Origin of the sequence: Pseudohaliea sp., from assembly GCF_040217025.1 — a bacterium.
In the GTDB taxonomy this organism is placed as follows: Bacteria; Pseudomonadota; Gammaproteobacteria; order Pseudomonadales; family Halieaceae; genus Pseudohaliea.
In genome coordinates this window covers 1,242,463-1,261,644 of sequence record NZ_JAVJOA010000008.1, presented here as the reverse complement: position 1 = coordinate 1,261,644, position 19,182 = coordinate 1,242,463, and the positions used below count along the sequence as shown (strand labels likewise).

Below are 19,182 nucleotides of genomic sequence, written 5' to 3'. Positions count from 1 at the left end.
CACGATGAACGATTTCCGCTCATGTCGCGGGTGGTCTTTGCTGCTTGCTCTTTGGCTCTGCCTCGTCAGTGGATCTGCCACGGCTGTGGAAGAGGGGGCTGGGGAAGCTATCCTTGATGGCGTGGAAAGCCGATATGCCACCGTCGACGATGTGCGGGTCCACTACAAGCTGATCGGAGAGGGTACCCGCACCACTGTGCTGGTTCACGGCGGCGGCTGCGATCTCACATTCTGGGAACTGCAGCTTCCGGCGTTACTGAATATCGGGCGCGTGCTGCTGCTGGACCTGCCCGGGCATGGCCTTTCCGATAAGCCGGAAGATCTGCGCTACTCCATGAAGCTCCACGCACGGGCGATCAACGCGGTGGTAGAGGACGCAAAGGTCGACCGTGCCATCGTGGTCGGTCACAGCCTGGGCGTTCCCGCCCTGCGTGAGTTCTACCGGGGCTGGCCTGAAAAGGTAGCGGGTTTTATTGCCGTCGACGGCATACTGATCTACGAAGACCCGGGCTGGTCCTCGGCCGCTATCGCATGGTTGATGGACACCTGGCTGTACGACTACGTCTGGCCGCCCATAGTCGACAGCTTCACCGGCGAGCAGACGCCCGACTGGGGTGTCGAGAAAGTCAATGACGCCATGAAGAACGCGCCGCCCCACGTCGTGCGCAGTTTTCTGCCGGAAATGAGCGACCCGGAGACCGCCTACAACGACCGCATCGACGTTCCTCTGCTGGCTGTGTATGCGGAAAATCCGTTGTGGACCGACGAAGTGCAGGCGGAGGTGCGGGCCTTCAACGATCGCGCTGAGGTGTTGATCATGCCCGGCGTCAGCCACTTCCTGATGCTGGACCGGCCCGATGAGTTCAACCGTCTGCTGACTGACTTTATTCTGAAGAGCTGGAACCCATCACCATGACTACCGTGCTAAGACCCTCCATCCTATTGCATTCCCTCGTGCTGATGTCTGCGCTCCTTGCCAGTATGGCGCAGGCTGAAAGCGCTTCGCGACAGCTTGCGACGATAGCAGACGACTACGCAGAACGCCTGGTGGAGCAGACGCCCTATCTGCAGATGATGGCAGGCCGTCGGGTCACGGGCCTGCCAGTGGAGACCTTTGAGCAGGCAGAACGCAACGCCGATCACGCCAGAACACAGCTTGAGTTACTCGAGCAGTTGGACACGAGTAAGCTCGATCATCAGGAGCGACTCACGCTGGCAATGCTCAGTCGGGAGTTCCAGTTGACGATTGAAGGGCTGGACTACTTCTGGCTCAGTTTTGGCCTCACGCCCTACAACGCCGGCGTTACGCTCTCGTTCCTTTTACCCACCGCGCTGACAACGGCGCCGCTGGATACGGCCGAAGATGTGGACCTCTACCTCGCTCTGCTGGCGGATGTCGGGCGCTGGTTGGACGACGCCCGTGCCCGTCTGGAGGAGCAGGCCAGGCGCGATATTCGCTTACCCAAAGAAGCGCTGCCCGGGGCGCGAAAAACCTTTGATTCCCTTCGGGCGGGACTGCCGGCGCTGGCTGCGGTGGCCGACGGCCGCACCGCCGGGCTGCCTGCTGTTGAGGTGGAGCGATTGCAACGCGGCATAGACGCCGTGCTGGCGCAAACCACGCTCAATGCCGTCGATCGTCTCCTCGACGCCATGGGCGCAGAATATGAAAGCAAAGCCCCAGAAAGTGTGGGCATGGGTCAGTATCCTGATGGCAAGGCAGCCTATCGCTTCGCAATCCGTAAGCAGACCACCATGGACCTCGATCCGGAGGTCATCCACCAGCGCGGACTCGACTATCTTGCTGATACCCAGCAACGCATGCAGGCGATTCGCGATCGGCTGGGCTTTGAGGGGACCGCTCAGGATTTTCATGAGCAGATGCGTAGTGACCCGCGGTTCTTCGCAAAAACACCGGAGGAGGTTGCCGATCGCTACATGGCGTACATACGCCGTATCGAACCGCTCATCCCTCAGTATTTCTCGGTGCTGCCGGCAGCCCCCTACGGCGTCAAACGCCTGGACCCGGCCGCCGAGGCCGGTATGACGTTTGGTATGTACGAGGCGCCCAAAGGGCCCGGCACAGTAGGTAACTACCGCTTCAACGGCTCCAATCTCGACGAGCGTCCGATGGTGTGGACTGCGGCGCTGATCTATCACGAACTCATTCCCGGGCACCACTTTCATATCGCCCTGCAGAATGAAAATACTGACCTCGACGAGTTTCGCAAGAAGACCGCGCTGCTGTACCCGGCCTATACCGAGGGCTGGGCTAACTATGCAGCCAGCCTTGCCAGTGAAATGGATCTTCTTGCCGATCCCTACGAAGAGTACGGCTGGCTGCTCTTCGATAGTTTCCTTAGTGCTCGTCTGGTGCTGGATACTGGGATGAACCACTTTGGCTGGTCGCTGAGTAAAGCCCGCGCTTTCATGCGGGAGAACACCTTTTCCGGCGAGGCGGAAGTGGTCTCAGAGACGCTTCGCTACTCCACCGACATGCCAGCGCAGGCGCTGGCCTACAAACTGGGCTTCGAGAGGATCTGGGAGATCCGGCGTGCGCAGGAGCAGCGACTCGGCGACGCGTTTGACATTCGCAAGTTCCATGCTGCCGTGCTTGATAGCGGCGCCATGCCCATGCCTCTCTTGGAACAGCATGTGGATTGGTACCTGTCCCACTGATGGCGATACAGGGTTGCATCGGCCCTGCACACACCTCCTGAAGGCTAGCACTTTGGCGAGGGCACTTCAGCTGAGCTGGGACACCTGGCCGATCACACGCTGGGGGTTGAGAATTACTTTCCGATCCAGCAATCGTTTGAGCCCCTCGCCCGCAACATGAGTAGGTTCACGACCCGGGCACAAACATGAATACCACAGAAGACCGCGTTACGTATAAAAGCACAACGACTGTAACTGGCGGGTCGCTGCTTGATCTACAGCCCGAGCAGCGGGCTAATGCGCTGCGCGGTGCGCAGATTCTGGCAAAGGCCCTGAAAGCTGAAGGCGTTGATGTGCTGTTCGGTTATCCCGGCGGAGCAAACCTCGAAATCTTTGATGCACTTCCCGGGTTCGGCATCCGATGTGTGCGCACCGAACACGAGCAGGGTGCGGTACATGCGGCTCAGGGCTTCGCCAGGGCCACGGGCAAAGTAGGTGTGTGTCTCGCGACCTCAGGTCCGGGTGCGACGAACCTGGTCACAGGCATCGCCGACGCAAACAGCGATTCCACGCCGATAGTCTGCATCACCGGGAACGTACCTTCTCACCTGCTCGGCAAGAATGCCTTTCAGGAAGTTGATATCGTCGCGATAACTCAGCCGATCACCAAGAGAAGCTACCTGATAAAGCGGGTCACCGAAATACCCGAAGTGGTGAGGGAAGGCTTTGCCCTGGCCGGTGGTAACCGACCTGGCCCCGTTCTGATCGATATTCCAAAAGACATACAGCAGCACTATCCGAAAGATGCAGGCGGCAACTACATACCGCCGCAGATTCCGGCAGTGGTCGAGTGTCCGGAGCCTGGGATTGGTGGATTGACTTCCCTGCAGTTGTCGGAAGCCTGTCGTCTTCTCGGGCAGGCAGAACGCCCGGTTATCTATGCCGGCGGTGGCATCGTGTCGGCCGACTGCGCGAAGCAGCTACTGACGCTAGCAGAAAAGCTGGATTGCCCGGTCACAACCACCGTCATGGGCCACGGGGCCTTCCCGCCGGACCATTCGCTGGCCTTGCACTGCCTGAGTATGCACGGCTCCAAGTACGCGAATGTTGCTATCAACGAGGCGGATGTGGTGCTGGCTATAGGTGTTCGCTTTGACGATCGCGTAACCGGTAAGCCCGAGACCTTCATCGAGCACGGGCAGATCATTCATATCGACATTGATCGCAACGAACTCAATAAGAACAAGCCGGTCACTCTGGCGGCCTGCGCGGATCTTGCAATTGCGCTATCGCAGTTGACGGACTGTATTGAAACATCCGACCACATGCCCTGGGTGAGCTACCTGAATACGCTTAAGGCCGAGTATCCATTCGAGGTGCCGGAGACTGCTGCGATCAGCCCACAGTTCGCAATCAGTCTTTTGAGCGATGTTACCAACGGCGATGCCATTATCAGTCTTGGTGTAGGCCAGCATCAGATGTGGGCCATGCAGCACTACCGAAGCCGTCGTAGCCATTCGTTTCTGTCCAGCTCGGGGTTCGGAACCATGGGATACGGTTTGCCCGCCGCCATCGGCGCAAAGGTCGCGGAGCCGGAGCGACAGGTCATCGATGTTGATGGTGATGGATCCCTGAACATGACCATCCAGGAGCTGGCGACCTGTGGTCGTTATGGCATTGGCGTGAAAATTGTCGTGATCAACAACCAGTGGCTTGGCATGGTGCGCCAGTGGCAGGACATGATTTACGACGGCCATCGCGCCGGGTCCGGCATGGCCGATCCCATGGCGGTAAAATCAGCCGATGAGCTGGACATCTATCCTGATTTTCCCACGATTGCAGCGGGCTATCGGGTAAAGGCCGAGAGAGTGACTGATCCACAAGAGCTACCGGCTGCCTATGAACGAATGCTCGCCGACCCGTCAGAACCTTACCTGCTCGATGTGATTGTGGAGGCGGAGGAAAACGTATACCCGATGATCCCGGCGGGTGGCAGCTACAAGGACATCATTATGGACAGCGAAGGTATGGAAAGCGTTTTGAAAGGTACTCAGGGCGCAAACGTTTGAATTGAATTTTTTTACGCAAATCGCGAGGAGATGTTGCCCGCTTGCGCTTTTGCGATCTCTTAAGTTGAGTAAGAGATAACCGCTACGACGACTTACTGGATTGCGAGGGAGCAAATCCCACCACTTTCTTCAGGACATGCGAGAAATACAGCGCATCGTGATACGCGAGCCTCCTGCGGATTGAGGGCTGGCTTGTGAGGCTGTTTGACACAGGCCCTTTGAAGCCTAACCAAAGGGAGGGCCGAGGTGCTTTCTTCAAGCGCTGCTCAGACCGCCGCTCCCTGTATGTCAACTATCAGGACTTCGGAGGAAAACAATGAAACACATCGCTTTGGAGCGAGCAGACGGGGTTGGTGTTGTTACGCTGAACCGTCCTGAGACACTAAACGCGTTCAATGACGACATGTATGGCTCGCTGAGCGAAGCATTGGTCATGCTTGACCAGGACGACAGCGTGTCGGTCATCGTATTACTGGCTGCCGGAAAGGACTTCAGCTCCGGCAACGATATCGAAGGATTTTTGCATCGCGATTCTGAGGAATGGAGCCACCTGGATGACAGGAGTCGGTTTCGCTCTACTGAGGCGGCGCACCGCCTGGCGGAAATCGAAAAGCCCCTCATCGCTGCTGTACAGGGAAGAGCAATCGGCTTTGGCGCCACAGCCTTGTTGCATTGCGACCTGGTGATCGTCGAGGCGTCAGCGTCGATGCGATTTCCCTTTGTCACTCTGGGGCTCGTTCCCGAGGCCGGTAGTACGCTGCTACTTGCTGAGCGTGTAGGATCCTTGCAGGCACGCTACTTGTTGATGACAGGTGCTGCCGTCAATTCCACCCAGGCATGCGAGCTAGGTCTGGCGCTTGAGAGCGTTGCGGATGGTGATGGTGCAGCCCGAGCATTGGCGCTTGCGAAGCAGATTGCGAGCAATCCTCGCCAAGGATTAGTGGAGACCAAACGATTGCTGAATCGGTGTGTGGAGCCACTCGAAGCGCGCATAGCAGTTGAGTTTCGCGCGCTAGGGCAGCGCCTACAGTCCGAAGACGCGCAAACGATACTTCGTTCACTACTTCGTCACTAGGGTTGGTCATTTCCAGCCTGCGGTGGCAAAGCCATTGGGGCGACCTCACTTGCTGCGTTGTCATCAGCCGGCTCCCGCGCATCGCCGTTGGGTGTAATCTCCGAAGTCGAGTAGCACTTGAGGAAGCGGTACGCGAATTTATCTCGCTGGGCCTGCCCCGAGCCATCAGGTCATAGCACCTTGTCCGTTGAGGATAAGTCGCAGCGAGAGCTCGACCCCACTTTCCGAACATGCTCTGTTCCCAGTTCAGCGGTAGCTGAAACGCCGAGTAGGGCCATGGACCGCTCGACTTCAGCCCTCAGGAGTTTCAGTGTCCGCTCGACGCCGGCCTGGCCACCTGCGGCGAGGCCATAGAGATAGGGGCGTCCGATGGAGCACGCATCCGCACCGAGGGCGAGTGCCTTGATCACGTGCGTGCCTCGACGGACCCCGCCATCCAGAATCAGTTCCAGGTCATTGCCGATTGCGTCGCGGAGCGCGGGTATACAGTCGATGGGTGCGGGAGCCCCCTCGAGTTGCCGGCCCCCATGATTCGACACCATGACCGCGCTGGCGCCGATTTCCCGGGCACGCTTCACGTCCTCAACGGACTGCAGCCCCTTGATCACAAAGGGGCCGTCCCACTGATCCGCAAGCCAGGCCGCGTCATCCCAGGTCACGCTGCGGTCAAACTGGCTGTTCACGTAGTCGATGAGCCCCATCGCGCCGCCACCAAGCGCATCGACCCGGTGCGCCACGTTGGCCAGCTTGAAATCCGGGCTTAACGCCAGGTGGAACAGCCAGTCGAAGCTGAAGCCGTAGCTGAACAGGTTCTTTAGAGTAATTTTTGGCGGCATGGTCATGCCGTTGTACAGATCGCGCTCGCGGTTTCCCGCCAGCGGAGTATCGACGGTGAGGCAAAGCGCCCGGTAATGAGCGGCTTTGCAACGCTGCACGAACTCCCGGGTCAGCTCCCGGTCCTTGAGAATATAGATCTGGAACATTTTCGGCGTTTGCGTTGTGGTCGCAATGTCTTCAAGGCTGGTGGTGCCCATGGTGGACAGCGTGTACAGCGTCCCGAATTTCTCAGCAGCGCGGCAAGCGCCGAGTTCTTTGTGGTGATGAAACAGGCGCGACATGCCGGTGGGTGCCAGGAAAAAAGGTAAATCCAGCGTGCAGCCCAGCACCTCTGTTCTCAGATCGATAGTTGCGATGTTTCTCAGGTAGTTCGGCAGCAACTCCCAGTCATCAAAGGCACTGGAGTTGCGACGCATCGTCCATTCGTCGTCGGCGCCACCGTCTATGTAGTCGAACATCGGGCGAGGCAGCTTCGCTTTGGCGCGCCGCCGAAGGTCGGCGATGTTGTGGCAATTGGCTATGCGTGGCATTCGATTTCCCCTCGGCTCAGCAATGATGTTGCTCGTTGCCCGCCGCACGAAAACGAGTGCTCGGTCAGCGAGTAGCGTTCTTAAAAAAATTTGTTGACTTTACTAACCATGTGTTTAAGCCTAGTAGCTTACATGATTTCCAATAAGAATTGCTCACGCTGTGGCAGCGGTTTGCGTGGAGTTGCCGACGCGGGTGAACATTGGAGAGGGTGAACAGGAATGGCTCCAGTTCTGGAAATACCGGGCATCCTGCTCTCGCTGGTGCTGCTGATGGTACTGGCCTACCGCGGCATCAGTGTGATTATCCTGGCCCCTGTGTTGGCCATGCTGGCGGTGCTGTTGTCCGCAGACCGCGATCAGTTGTTGGCCATCTACACGCAGGTTTTCATGTACGGCGTGTTGGGATTTGTCGTCAAGTACTTCCCGGTTTTCCTGCTGGGTGCGATCTTCGGCAAGTTGATGGAAGACTCAGGGTCGGCGCGCTGCATTGCCCTGGAGATTATGCGTTCGCTCGGACCGACGCGCACGATTCCTGCGATCGTACTTGCCTGTGCCTTGCTCACCTACGGGGGCGTGTCCGTGTTCGTGGTTGTCTTCGCCGTGTATCCGATTGCTGCGTCGGTGTTTCGCGAGGCACATATCCCCAAGCGCCTCATACCAGCAACGGTGGTCCTTGGCAGTGCGACGTTTTCAATGACATGCCTGCCCGGCACGGTCCAGATCCAGAACATTATCCCCACGGCGTATTTCGGAACCTCGATCTACGCAGCTCCCGTATTGGGCACGGTCTGCGGTCTGCTGATCATGGTGCTTGGTCTCACATGGCTGAAGCGCCGAGCCGCGGCCATCGCTCACGAAGGCTACGGGAACGATCTGCGGAATGAACCAGCGAGGATCGATGATGGCCACCTCCCGGCGCTGACTGTGGCGTTGTTGCCAGTGATTGTGGTCGTAGGCACCAACTTCGTGTTTTTTGAGGTGTTGATCCCGGCGTGGGATACGTCGTACCTGGCGTCGGCCAAGTTCGGCAATACGTCGGTGGATACACTGGCCAGCCTGTGGGCGATTATCGCGGGTCTGTTCGCGGGGAACATGGTGGTGATCGCCGTCAACCTACGCCGCCTGCACAACGTCAACGAGAGCCTTGGCGCAGGTGCAATAAGCTGCATGCTGCCGACATTCAACACCGGTTCTGAGGTCGGCTACGGTACGACGATCGCGTCCCTCGCGGGCTTTGCTCTGATCAAGGCGGGGGTGGTGGATATCGCCCCGGGTTATCCGCTGATTTCCGCTTCGCTGGCGGTCAATACGCTGGCCGGGATTACCGGTTCCGCCTCCGGTGGCATGAGTATCGCGCTGGCCGCGCTCGGGGATACCTTTGCCAACATGGCGAGGGAGGCCGGGGTCAGCCTCGAACTCATGCACCGCGTCATTTCGATGTCTGCCGGGGGTTTCGACAGCCTGCCGCACAATGGTGCAATCATCACGATACTTACCATTTGCGGGCTGACGCACCGGCAAGCCTACCCGGATATTGGGATGGTGTCGCTGGTGATCCCCTTTTCGGTTGTGTTTGGCGCGACGGTTGTTGTCAGCCTGATGCTTTGATCTCCCGCACGTCGGAGGTCAGGAAAGAATCCTGACGCCGCAATCGATGTACAGCTCCTCGAGCTCTCGGGGGTCGCCGCCCTTGTCCAGGAAAAACGAAATACCCAGATTACGGTGGGACGAGAATCCGCAGATTGCCGAATCCAGAAAGAATTCCAGGCGCTTTCGTCGTTCAGTATCGGAGAATTGAGGCGTCACGGCCTCGACCAACTGCAGAACCCGGTTGGCCGTCGTCGATGTCGAGTCCACCAGCGCCCGCCGAGCCGCCGGATTTTCCTCGAACTCGATCATCGCGATAAACCGGACTGCCGATAGGCCCCAGATAGTGCAAAGCGGCGCCTTCCGCATCGCTGAGTCCGTAAGCAGCTGCATCCTCCGCAACGCCTGAAGTAACGGCAGCTTTTGCCTTTTCAAGAAATGTCGTGTCCGTGCGCAGCGATAGGCGTCGCATCAGTTTTCGTGTATCCGCGAGGTCTGGATCAGTAACCGTTTGGGTCCCAGCAGCGAGGTCCTTCCATTCGGACCAGGTCCGGTTCCGCAGCAGGTCTCTGGGAGAAAGCTCCGTCTCTTCGACAAAGCTGCCAAAATCGAGCGGCTTGCCCGTTTCGGCCTCAAAGCTGCGAATTGCCTCGGGAACGAAGGTTTTAAGGCTGCCGAGGGAATTGCGGATATTTTCAAGCACATGCGCCTTTGCCACCCGTTCCAGATGGATGTTGCATCCCGGTGGCAGGTTCGGGAAATCGAGCTCAATTTCTAGATCAATCCGCCGGCGAGTAGTGCGAAGGAGAGATGAATACTTCCGGTCAACGCGATATTTTCGATGTGCCTGGCCGACGAAGTCGAGTACCGTCAGGCAGTCTTTCTCGGGCGAGTGTCGTAGTCCCCGCCCAAGCTGCTGGAGAAAAACTGTGAGGCTCTCGGTGGGCCTGAGAAAGAGGACTAAATCGATTTCGGGAATATCAATCCCCTCGCTGAAGATATCAACGACAAACAGGAACTGCAGAGTTCCAGCCCGAAAGTCTGCAATGTGCTGCGCTCTGGTCGCTGCGGGAGTCTCGCCAAGCACCGCTTCAGCGGTATAACCGACCTCTCGGAAGCGTCGCGCCATAAACTCTGCGTGCCGAACACCAGCACAGAAACCTACTGCACGCACTCGATCAGTGTGAGGATAGTAGCGGCCAATCGCCTGCATCACAGCGTTGAGGCGATCACGCGCTCGTATATCGTCACCCGTGTAAACATCCTCAAGAGCGCTGGTTTCATACTTCCCGTTGCGCCAGAAGCGCTCGTCAGCAACTGAGACCGGATCAGTAACGCCGAAATAGTGGAACGGACAGAGCAGTTTCTCCTCGAGTGCCTCTGGCAGGCGAATTTCCGCCGCGAAGCGGTTGTTGAAATCCGGCAACACGGAGGAGCCATCCATCCGCTCTGGCGTCGCCGTTAAGCCGAGCATGATCTGCGGATTTATGGCCTCAAACAAAGCTCGATAGCTCGCTGCCGTGCCATGATGCACCTCGTCGACGATCAGAAATGTGAAGTGATCATCCCCGAGTTGTTGCCAGGGCTTGTGGCCCGAAAGGCTTTGCACCGATGCGAAAACATGCTGCCAGCTAGCGGGTACCTGTCCGTCAACCAGCAGTTCTCCGAAATTGAAATCACGAAGCACCGAGCGGAAGCAGTCTCTTGCCTGTTGAAGAATCTCCTTTCGGTGCGCCACAAAAAGCAGGCGTGATGTATCCGGATGTGTGCGGCGAAAGCGCGCAAAGTCGAAGGCCGCGATCATGGTTTTTCCTGTGCCGGTGGCGGCAACAACGAGATTTCTACTCGAGCCGGCCTCTCGCTCGGCTGCCAGAGCCTGAAGGATTCGTTCCTGAAAAGGGTAGGGTGTTAGGTCTACAAAGTAACGCGGCATCGCTTGGTTTTGGTGCGTTCTGGCGCGTGATATCGCGTCGCGGAATCGCTGCGGGGATCCAATATCGTAAGGCGCAAACTCATCCCGTCCCCAGTAGGTTTCAAACTCAGCCTCGAAGCGGTCAAGAATGTGTGGCATATCCTGCCCAGTGGCTTTGACGGTCCACTCAAGGCCACTAGTCATCGCTGGACGGCTCATATTTGCCGAGCCGATATAGGCAGTCGAGAAGCCGGTCTCGCGGATGAAGTGATAGGCTTTCGCGTGCAGGCGTGTTCGCTCGGTGTCATAGGAAACCCGCATTTGGAAACCTTTTCTCGCTGCCAACCACTCAATCGCTTCGGGGTCGGATGCACCCATGTAAGACGTGGTGAGGATTCGTACGGGAACGCCCCTTGATTCGAGATCCTCGAAGGCGGGCATTAGTAAGGTCAATCCTGACCATTTGATGAAAGAAACGAGGATGTCGACCCGATCCGCGCTCATCATTTCGATCCGCAGTTCGCGCTCCAACTGCGGGTCATCTCCCGCACCGGTGAGTAGGCTACTCACGCTAAGTGAAGTCTGAGGGATAGGCAGGGACCTTGCCATTTCTCCTCGGCGGATTTCCCGCAGGAAGTCTGGACGCTCCAGTAGCCGCCGTTTAAGGGTGTAGTCGAGTCCGTCTGTGGCGGCGAGGACTTCGATAAGGCGATTGATTAGTGCCCACCTTTTCTTCGGCTTGCATGCGGGGAGGATCTCTAACAGGATTTGTCCGACAAACTGGCTGAAAAAATGTGGTTGGGCTTCGTTATCCAGCTTGCTAAGAGAGGAAATTACCTCGGGATGACCTCGCAGCAGCTCCACAAGGTCCTCGTCGATAAGGCGTTCGTAAACTCCGTCCGGTAATGAATTGTCTTCTGGTGTCTGTTTACTCATTCGCTTGCCTAACCCAAACGGGCGGTGATTTGATCGAGTATCGGCAAATCTGCGGGCGCCCACTCGAGGTTGACCCAGGTTTGTGGAGTAACCCACCGGTGTTCGGAATGTTCGACGAGGCGAATCAAGGGATGACTTTCGATTTCGGAAAGAAAGGGCAGGAGCCGAATCACGCCGAAGGGGTACTGGTGCATCACCGGGGACATCGCTTCAAGGTCCCCGAGACGTAGTTCCAGTTCCTCCAAAATTTCTCTTCGCAGCGCTTCCTCGGGACTCTCCGCCGCTTCCACCTTTCCGCCCGGAAACTCCCAGAGACCACCAAGCTGTTTGCCTTTTGGGCGGCGCGTAGTCAGCACAGCGCCCTGCTGGTCCAGCAGCACAAGACACGCAACGGAGACGGTCTTGGGTTGGTTCGGGCTATAGTGAGGTGGTGAGGTGGTGAGGTGGTGTACATCAGCGATTGTGTACGAACTCCAGATAGAAACGATATTCACGCAAGAATTGCGTTTGCTTCTTGTCGGTTTTCACAATGATACCGACCAGGGCCCACCTCCGGGTAACAATCGATATACGCCATTGACGCACATACGCCATTGGCGTATTTTGCACCCATGATTTTTGTTGAGACGCCTGTCTTTGAAGAGCAGATAAATGGTCTGCTGAGCCATGATGAGTATTTGGCGTTTCAGAGGATGCTGGCCAGTAATCCCGAGGCTGGTGACTAGATCAAAGGGTCCGGTGGCCTTCGCAAGGTGCGCTGGTCGATGCAGGGCGCCGGAAAGCGCGGCGGCATACGCGTGATTTACTACCATGTCACGGCCGTTTTCCAGATTCGATTGTTGTTGGCATACAAGAAAGGCGTACAAGACGATCTGACGCAGGCACAGCTCAAATTGCTGCGTCGTATCGTCGAGACCTGGGAGGAATAACGATGGAAGATGCACTCTTTCGCAAACTGGTCGTCAGCGCGGAACAGATGGGCGAAATCGTTCGTGGCGAACGAGCGCCGGCCCGTGAAACGACGATCGATGCAGTACAGGTCAGAGAGATTCGGAAGTTAACCGGTTTGTCTCAAGCCAAGTTCGCTCAACTAGTAGACGTCAAGATTGGCACCTTAAGGAACTGGGAGCAGGGGCGCCGCGAGCCGACAGGCCCCGCACAGGCGTTGATGCGGGTTATCCGGCATGACCCGCAGGCGGTAATAAAAGCGCTGAAAGCCGGGTGATGCTATTGAGCAGTATAGTAGTCCGACAAAAAGCGTAGACCGTCAGGTGCCCAACCACCTTGGGCATTCGACCGCTTTTGTTTCCGACAAACTTCCGACATCAGTGCTGCAAAGTGATGCTTTGTCCTGCAAATACGACAACGGGCGTCGTTTTTAGGCCAATAAAATCAATAGGATAGGGTTCTTAGATCGTCTACGAACCAGGCGGTCGGAGGTTCGAATCCTCCCGGGCGCGCCATCCCTCAAAGGTGCTTTCTTGGCACATGGGTAACAGTTTATTCCGAGGACATGGGTAACACTTTCTGAGCGAAGGGGTTCACCCCCACGGGCTCTACTCGGTTAACTGTTCGATCAAAGAACCCCAAATAATACTCCATGAAGCTGACGAGCCAGACCTCGTCAGCGATTTCTCGAACCCCCACGTACTGGCCCGCAAACACGGTGCTCAAACTGATCTTGCGATGGCCCATACAGATGCGTCCGCACTGCGTCACCTGAATGACGCGCTCATGGCAGGGGTACTCCGGCCGATCCGGGTAGAAGAAGGCGCGAGCTGAGGGCGTATACACCTCGGCGGGATAAAGGCCTCCAAGGCTTTGGTGCGGTCGGTCGTTGTTGTAACCCTCTACGAAGTCATCGAAGCGCTCCTGCTGCTGCAGGATGTTGAATCTGGGCGGCTTCGTGGCCTCGTTCTTCAAGGTCAGATGCATCCGCTCATGGCGGCCATTCTGCTGCGGGCACCCGGGCTTGATGCGCTCAATGCTGATCCCCAGGCGTAGCCACCAGACGGAGAGCTTGCTCAGCCCGAACAGGGCATGGGGAGAGGAGAAGGGGACGCCGTTGTCGGTGCGAATGGCCGCAGGTAACCCAAACTCTTTGAAGGTGCGCTCAAACACGGGAAACGCTCCCCGTTCCTTGACGGATTCCAGCCCCTCGCAGGCCAGCAGGTAACGCGACCGGTAGTCGGTGATGGTCAGCGGGTAGCAGTATTGCTTGTTGCCGAGGCGGAACTCACCTTTGAAGTCGGCACACCACAGCTCGTTCGGCGACTGGGCGTCGCTGAGGGGAGTGCCTTGTGGCGTCGGCGCCTGCGCCGCTTCACCAGGCCGTGACGATCCAGAATGCTGTGGATCGTACTCACCGCGGGTGGCGCCAGCATGGGGAACTCCTTCTCGAGCTTCTCCTGGATCTTCGGCGCGCCCCAGGAGCTGTGCTCCTTCTTGAGCCGCAAGATCGATTTCTCGATCTGGAAGGGTGTTCTATTGGGATGCCGATAGGGGCTGCGATCGCGATCCTCGAGCCCTTTGATGCCGGCTTCACGGTATCTGTTGTAGATCTTGTAGCCCGTCTTCCGGCTGATGCCGAACTCGCGACAGGCGACGCTCATTTTCTCACCTTCGAGGATACGGGCGACGAAGCGAAGTCTCTCGTCCATACGGTTACTCTCATTCCATGGCATCTGGAGAGCCCTCCAAATGCCGAAATGTGTAACCTATGTGCCCGGAATACTGTGTAACCTATGTGTCCGAAAGCTCAAAAAATTTCCACCAGCATCACGCCCTGCAATTCATGCCCCCGGACAGGCGGCACAGACCGTGGCCCAGGCTGGCCTTTGTCTTGCAGCTGAACTCCCCGGCCAGCTTGCACAGGCCATAGCCGAGCGATCCATCGACCTTGCACAGCTGCCCACCGGCGACCTTGCACAATCCGTAGCCCACGGTTCCTTTCTCATCGCAAAGCTGTTCACCCGCAGCCATGCAAAGCCCGTAGCCACCCTTCAGGCCGGGCTTTGCATCCAGGGCGATCAGGGTGCCAAGGGCACTGAGGGACAGGTCGCCGTCCCGCAACTCCTCGATCAGTGTCAGCGGTTCGGCGCGTGCCATAGCGGTGGCGCAGAGGGTGGCGCAGAGAAAGAGGATGACGGATAACCGACGTCTCAGCATGGGATGAGCACTCCTGGGTTCACAGGACAAACCGGGATGTATCGATAGCATTCATTGTAGGCTGCTACCGGCAAAAAGCTCGGCCTTTACCGCCTTTCATCCCTTGAGGCGCCCTGCATCGTTGCGCGCCGCCGTTACTGTGGTTGCCTTGGCCTCAACCGGAGAGCTACGATCAGCAGCCTGCGGGCAGTGCGTACTGCCTCTACGCACCTGGCCTGGGAGACCGCCGTGCACGGTTGGGACTTCGATCCATTCGAGCGAGTAACACTGCGATCCATACCCGGATGCCAAGGCCGGGTGGTGTCGCTCGAGGCGTCGCGATGAAGTACCTGCAGGCACTGGGTAACGCGGCGGTTTTCCAGAGCCTGCGCAACACGGCGCTGACCGTTACCGGTGCGCTCTGCACCGTGGGCGGTCTGGTGGCCGACGTACTTCAGCCGATCGCTCCCTTCGCCAGCTACCTCTTCTACCTGTCGCTGGCGGCGCTGATCTTTCTGTTCATCGTATACCGCCGGGGCAAGGAGGATCTGCTGGGCGCGGTGGCTTTCGCGGCGGTGGCGGCGGGGGTTTTCGGGCTGATCGTGCTGTTGCAGTCGTCTGAGGATTCCCGCGATGTGGGCGTCGTCGCCGCGGCAGTGCCCGCGGTGGCAGGCCTGCAGAAGCGCCTCGGCATCATCGACGCCAGGCTGGACAGTATCTCCTCCGACACGCAGAGCCTGAAGGAGAGTGCCCGGCGGCTGGAATCCAATTCCGAGCAGGTGCTGCGCTCGCTCGAGGAGATGCGCGAGCGCTTCGCCGGTGATGGCTTGGTTGCCGAGCCGAGTTCGCCGGAGGAGTTCTATCGCAATGCGCGGCTGCAGGAGCTGGCGGGCAACTACAGCGCAGCGCGGCAGTCCTACCTGGCGTACTTCAACTTCGAGCTCCCGCTGCTGGACCCTCACCTGCGTTTCGTCGACTTCCTCAAGGTGCAGGAGGGAACTGCCGGGGCACGTGAGACCTATGCCATGGTCATGGATGGTCGCGAGGAAGGCGTTCCCGCCTACGTGCGCCTGTTGCTGCTGCCGCCGGCGCAGCGACTCGCCGGCCTGGAGCTGTACGCAGAGGAGCATCCGGCGTTCGCGCCGGTCTACTACCACCTGAGCCTGGAATACTCGGAACTGCGCCTGGGTACGCAGTCTCTCGCCGATATGCGTGCCGAGCGCGAGCAGCTGCAGGCTTTCCTTGCAGCGGACGAGGCCGGGGGGCTGCTGCGCCACCTCATCGACCAGTCCCTGGCGCAGAGGTGGCGCGAGGATGCCTCGGCCCGGCTCGCGGCGCTGGAGGCCAAACAGTCGTTGCTGGATAACCCGGTGTCGGTGAGCTGGATGGTGAACAACGCCGGCTACACGGGAACCGTCACCATCGCCGAACCCGCGCAGGAAGTTTTCTGGAACATAGAGGGTGGCGAGCCGGTGGCCACTGGCGACCGCGGCAGCATCGATCCGCGCACGGGGCAGCCGGCACCGCGGCTGTTCTTCAGCCTGCCGCGAAACCAGCGCGATACGACTGTGGAAATCCGCTATCGCGACCTGCGCGGTGAACTGCGCGGTCCCTTCGCCTTCGCGTTCGAGGGCAAGCGGGAGAGTGCTGACGCCAATCGACGCATCCTCGAGTCGACAAGCAACAGCTGGGTAAGCTTCCGTGACTACGACGGGCAACGACTGCTTTATTTCTCGCACCTGATGACCTATCGCGGCAGCATCAAGACCATCCGTTACGGGCTCAACAAAGCGCGTCCGGACAAGATCTATCGCTTTCCGCCGTGGCGCAAGGCAGGGCTGGCGCCGATCGACGCCGACACGCCGCTCTACATCAAGGTGCCGAAAAGCACCCGCTATGTGACGGTACAGCTCACCTACAACAACGGCGATGAATCTGCGGTACAGCGTTTCGATCGATGACCACCGGTGAGAAAGACAGGAGCCCCAAAGCCTGGGTGCGCAGAACCCTGCTCACCGACGAGACGCGCGTTGGCGAGGCGATCCAGCTGTTCATCCAGGCGCTTATCGTCCTGTCGGTCGCAGGCTTTACCATCGATACGCTGCCCACCCTCGATGAGCGCTGGCACCGGATGCTGCGGCAGTTCGAGGTTTTCGCTATCGCCGTGTTCACCGTCGAATACCTGCTGCGGCTCTGGGCCGCCGAAAACAGGCTGCGCTTCGCGACCAGCTTCTACGGCGTTATCGACTTGCTGGTCATCCTGCCGTTCTACCTGCAGCTGGGACTCGACCTCCGTTCCCTGCGCGTGTTCTGGTTGTTTCGTATCTTCCGCCTGTTCAAGCTCGCACGCTACGGTGACGCGGCACGCCGTATGGCCGCCGCTTTCCGGCTGGTGCGGGTCGACCTGGCGGTCTTCGGCGTTGGCGCAGTGTTCGTGCTGTACCTGGCGGCCGTGGGTATCTATTACTTCGAGCGCGAGGCGCAGCCGGAGGCGTTCGCTTCGGTCATCCACGCATTCTGGTGGGCCCTGGCCACGCTGACCACGGTGGGTTACGGGGATGTCTACCCGATCACCCTCGGCGGGCGCCTGTTCACGTTCTTCATATTGATGGTGGGGCTTGGCGTCTTCGCGGTGCCCACCGGGTTGATTACCATGGCCCTGGTGAATACGCGCAAGGCCGACCTGGGTGAGTCCGCGGCGCGCTCACCGGCAGAGTCCGGCGACGAAGAGCCATGAGGCTGCGTCCCGCTGCAGCCAGCCGCGGCCGGCGACGCCCCCCGGCTCAGGTTGAATGCCCGGCCGTCCGCGGGGTGGCCTGCTTGCGAGTGCAAGCGATTCCCATTCTCGAATAACCCCACGAATAACAAGACATTTGTTCGACAGTGGCGAACGGCTCCACGCAAGCCGGCGTAACCCCTGTGAATCCAACACAGAGGTAACTCGCCATGGCAAATCATCTGTCCCGTCGAAAGCTCATGCAGGCAGCTGCCGTAACGGCATCGTCGCTGATCATCGCCCGGGTGTCTCATGCGCAGCCGCCAGTGCTCAGCGAGGAAGACTCCACCGCCGTCGCAATGGGCTACAAAGCCGACCACACCACCGTGGACACCGCCGCGTGGCCGAAGAAGGCCGGCCCGGGGGGTGCTGAGCAGAAGTGTACGAATTGCACCCTCTACCAGAAACTCGATGAAGACTACGGTCTCTGCCCCATCTTCGCCGGCAAGCGCGTGCACGCGAACGGCTGGTGCAATGGCTGGGTAGCTTGAGGGTAGGGAGAGAGCAACGACAGGAGTTGTCTCATGAAAGCATGTTTTCTCGGCTCTAGCGGCGTCGTCGTAGAAAGCGCCCGCCTGCAGCGCCTCGCCTACAACGCGGCGTTCAAGGACATGGGTCTCGAGCTCTACTGGAACGTCGCGACCTACTGCAAGCTGCTGGAAGTCCCCGGCGGACAGCGCTGGCTCGAGCACGTGCTCGGGGACGAGTGGCCGGAGGGCCTTGCGGAAGAGGTCCAGGCCCTGCAGCACCGGCATTTCCTCAAGCTCGTCGAAGGGGGTCTTTGGCTGCGCCCCGGCATCGCGAACGCGATCAGCCTGTGCCGGCGGGAAGGGATCGCCCTTGCGTGGGTCACCACGGCGACGCCGGACATGGTCGGCGCGCTGCTCACACACACCGTGGGCCTCGACGTCGAAGCCTTTGACCTCATCACGACGGCAGAAGACGTGTCGACCCTGAAACCGGACCCGGGCGTTTACTATCACGCCCTGAGTACCCTGGGCCTGGAGGCAGCCGATGTCATCGCCGTTGAGGACAGGCCGGTCAACCAGAGCGCCGCACTGCAGGCGGACCTGCAGTGCTATCTATACCCGGGGGAATACGCCGCCGTAGAGCACAACCTGCTGGTCACCCGTGATGTGCCTGGCACCCTGGAGCGGGCGATCGAATTGTTCCGTGAAGATGCTCCAGCTTTGCCGAGAGGGCCCGTTGATCTCGGCGATCGGCGAGGGCAGGAGCAATGAAGCTTCAGGCCTCGGCGGCGCTTCTCGCCACCGCCTTCCTGTTCGGCGGCGCGCTGCTGTATTCGTCGGCCTTTGCGGCCTTTCTTTTCCGGGCGCTGCCGGCCGGGGAGGCTGGCAGTGTGCTGCGGCGGGCCTTTGCCGGCTATTACCTCTGGCTCGTCGCGACCTCTGCACTGGCCGCGTTGCTGTACCTTGGCGTGGACGGGACGAGCAGCCTGCTGCTACTGGCGATCGCCGTGTCCACGCTGCCGGTGAGGCAGTACCTCATGCCTGCCATCAACGCTGCCTCGGACCGAGGTAACAAGCGGCGCTTCCATTGGCTGCACGGCGCGTCCGTAGCGGTTGGAATTCTGCAGCTCGTTGCTGCAGCCTACGTCCTGCTGCGTGTGCTCTGAGCACCGGTCAGCCCGTGAAACC

Annotated in this window: 18 protein-coding genes; 12 read left to right on the top strand and 6 right to left on the bottom strand. The window is 59.1% G+C overall.

All coding sequences use genetic code 11. The features are described 5' to 3' along the window. Positions 1–4 precede the first annotated feature (4 nt). The 4 genes from RKE50_RS09910 (at position 5) to RKE50_RS09895 (ending at position 5,799) form a co-directional block, all read left to right on the top strand. Positions 5–916 (top strand): alpha/beta fold hydrolase, encoded by a 912-nt coding sequence (locus RKE50_RS09910; RefSeq protein ID WP_350036242.1) that lies wholly within the window; start codon positions 5–7, stop codon positions 914–916. Further along, positions 913–2,676: a DUF885 domain-containing protein gene (locus RKE50_RS09905; protein WP_350036241.1), complete on the top strand. Its 1,764-nt coding sequence runs from the start codon at positions 913–915 to the stop codon at positions 2,674–2,676. Before RKE50_RS09910 ends, RKE50_RS09905 begins: the two co-directional genes overlap by 4 nt. Before the next feature lie 185 nt (positions 2,677–2,861). Further along, positions 2,862–4,724, top strand: coding sequence for a biosynthetic-type acetolactate synthase large subunit (gene ilvB / locus RKE50_RS09900; protein ID WP_350036240.1), 1,863 nt, complete (start codon positions 2,862–2,864; stop codon positions 4,722–4,724). 316 nt (positions 4,725–5,040) lie between these two features. Continuing rightward, positions 5,041–5,799 carry an enoyl-CoA hydratase/isomerase family protein gene (locus tag RKE50_RS09895; RefSeq protein ID WP_350036239.1) on the top strand — a complete coding sequence of 253 codons (759 nt, stop codon included), beginning with the start codon at positions 5,041–5,043 and terminating at the stop codon, positions 5,797–5,799. Between the two features lie 170 nt (positions 5,800–5,969). Here RKE50_RS09895 and RKE50_RS09890 read toward each other — a convergent pair whose 3' ends face one another. Next, positions 5,970–7,166: an alpha-hydroxy acid oxidase gene (locus tag RKE50_RS09890; RefSeq protein WP_350036238.1), complete on the bottom strand. Its 1,197-nt coding sequence runs from the start codon at positions 7,164–7,166 to the stop codon at positions 5,970–5,972. Between the two features lie 219 nt (positions 7,167–7,385). Here RKE50_RS09890 and RKE50_RS09885 point away from each other — a divergent pair, with 219 nt between their 5' ends. Continuing rightward, positions 7,386–8,774 carry a GntP family permease gene (locus RKE50_RS09885; protein WP_350036237.1) on the top strand — a complete coding sequence of 463 codons (1,389 nt, stop codon included), beginning with the start codon at positions 7,386–7,388 and terminating at the stop codon, positions 8,772–8,774. A 172-nt stretch (positions 8,775–8,946) separates the two neighbouring features. On the opposite strand, the gene RKE50_RS09880 is transcribed toward RKE50_RS09885, so the two are convergent. Next, positions 8,947–11,601, bottom strand: coding sequence for a DEAD/DEAH box helicase family protein (locus RKE50_RS09880; RefSeq protein WP_350036236.1), 2,655 nt, complete (start codon positions 11,599–11,601; stop codon positions 8,947–8,949). 8 nt (positions 11,602–11,609) lie between these two features. Next, the gene (locus RKE50_RS09875) at positions 11,610–12,095 is read right to left on the bottom strand and encodes an NUDIX domain-containing protein (protein WP_350036235.1); all 486 of its coding nucleotides are present in this window, start codon (positions 12,093–12,095) and stop codon (positions 11,610–11,612) included. Positions 12,096–12,353: 258 nt separating this feature from the next. Here RKE50_RS09875 and RKE50_RS09870 point away from each other — a divergent pair, with 258 nt between their 5' ends. Both RKE50_RS09870 and RKE50_RS09865 read left to right on the top strand, forming a co-directional pair. Further along, a complete protein-coding gene (locus RKE50_RS09870) occupies positions 12,354–12,530 on the top strand; it encodes a hypothetical protein (RefSeq protein WP_350036234.1) in 177 nt (58 codons plus the stop codon). Positions 12,531–12,532: 2 nt separating this feature from the next. Further along, positions 12,533–12,826: a helix-turn-helix domain-containing protein gene (locus RKE50_RS09865; RefSeq protein WP_350036233.1), complete on the top strand. Its 294-nt coding sequence runs from the start codon at positions 12,533–12,535 to the stop codon at positions 12,824–12,826. A 275-nt stretch (positions 12,827–13,101) separates the two neighbouring features. Here RKE50_RS09865 and RKE50_RS09860 read toward each other — a convergent pair whose 3' ends face one another. From RKE50_RS09860 to RKE50_RS09850, 3 genes are all read right to left on the bottom strand, one after another. Further along, positions 13,102–13,863 (bottom strand): integrase core domain-containing protein, encoded by a 762-nt coding sequence (locus RKE50_RS09860; RefSeq protein ID WP_350036499.1) that lies wholly within the window; start codon positions 13,861–13,863, stop codon positions 13,102–13,104. Further along, entirely contained in the window at positions 13,800–14,261 is a 462-nt protein-coding gene (locus RKE50_RS09855) for a helix-turn-helix domain-containing protein (protein ID WP_350036232.1), read from the bottom strand. Before RKE50_RS09855 ends, RKE50_RS09860 begins: the two co-directional genes overlap by 64 nt. A 118-nt stretch (positions 14,262–14,379) precedes the next feature. After that, positions 14,380–14,769, bottom strand: coding sequence for a hypothetical protein (locus RKE50_RS09850; protein ID WP_350036231.1), 390 nt, complete (start codon positions 14,767–14,769; stop codon positions 14,380–14,382). A 320-nt stretch (positions 14,770–15,089) separates the two neighbouring features. On the opposite strand from RKE50_RS09850, the gene RKE50_RS09845 reads away from it, so the two are divergent. From RKE50_RS09845 to RKE50_RS09825, 5 genes are all read left to right on the top strand, one after another. Further along, the gene (locus RKE50_RS09845; protein WP_350036230.1) at positions 15,090–16,709 is read left to right on the top strand and encodes a hypothetical protein; all 1,620 of its coding nucleotides are present in this window, start codon (positions 15,090–15,092) and stop codon (positions 16,707–16,709) included. Positions 16,710–16,744: 35 nt separating this feature from the next. Then, entirely contained in the window at positions 16,745–17,485 is a 741-nt protein-coding gene (locus RKE50_RS09840; protein WP_350036229.1) for an ion transporter, read from the top strand. 209 nt (positions 17,486–17,694) lie between these two features. Continuing rightward, entirely contained in the window at positions 17,695–18,015 is a 321-nt protein-coding gene (locus RKE50_RS09835; RefSeq protein WP_350036228.1) for a high-potential iron-sulfur protein, read from the top strand. A gap of 33 nt (positions 18,016–18,048) precedes the next feature. Further along, entirely contained in the window at positions 18,049–18,765 is a 717-nt protein-coding gene (locus RKE50_RS09830) for an HAD family hydrolase (protein WP_350036227.1), read from the top strand. Then, positions 18,762–19,160: a DUF4149 domain-containing protein gene (locus RKE50_RS09825; protein ID WP_350036226.1), complete on the top strand. Its 399-nt coding sequence runs from the start codon at positions 18,762–18,764 to the stop codon at positions 19,158–19,160. The genes RKE50_RS09830 and RKE50_RS09825 overlap by 4 nt, the downstream gene beginning before the upstream one ends. Positions 19,161–19,182: the final 22 nt, after the last annotated feature.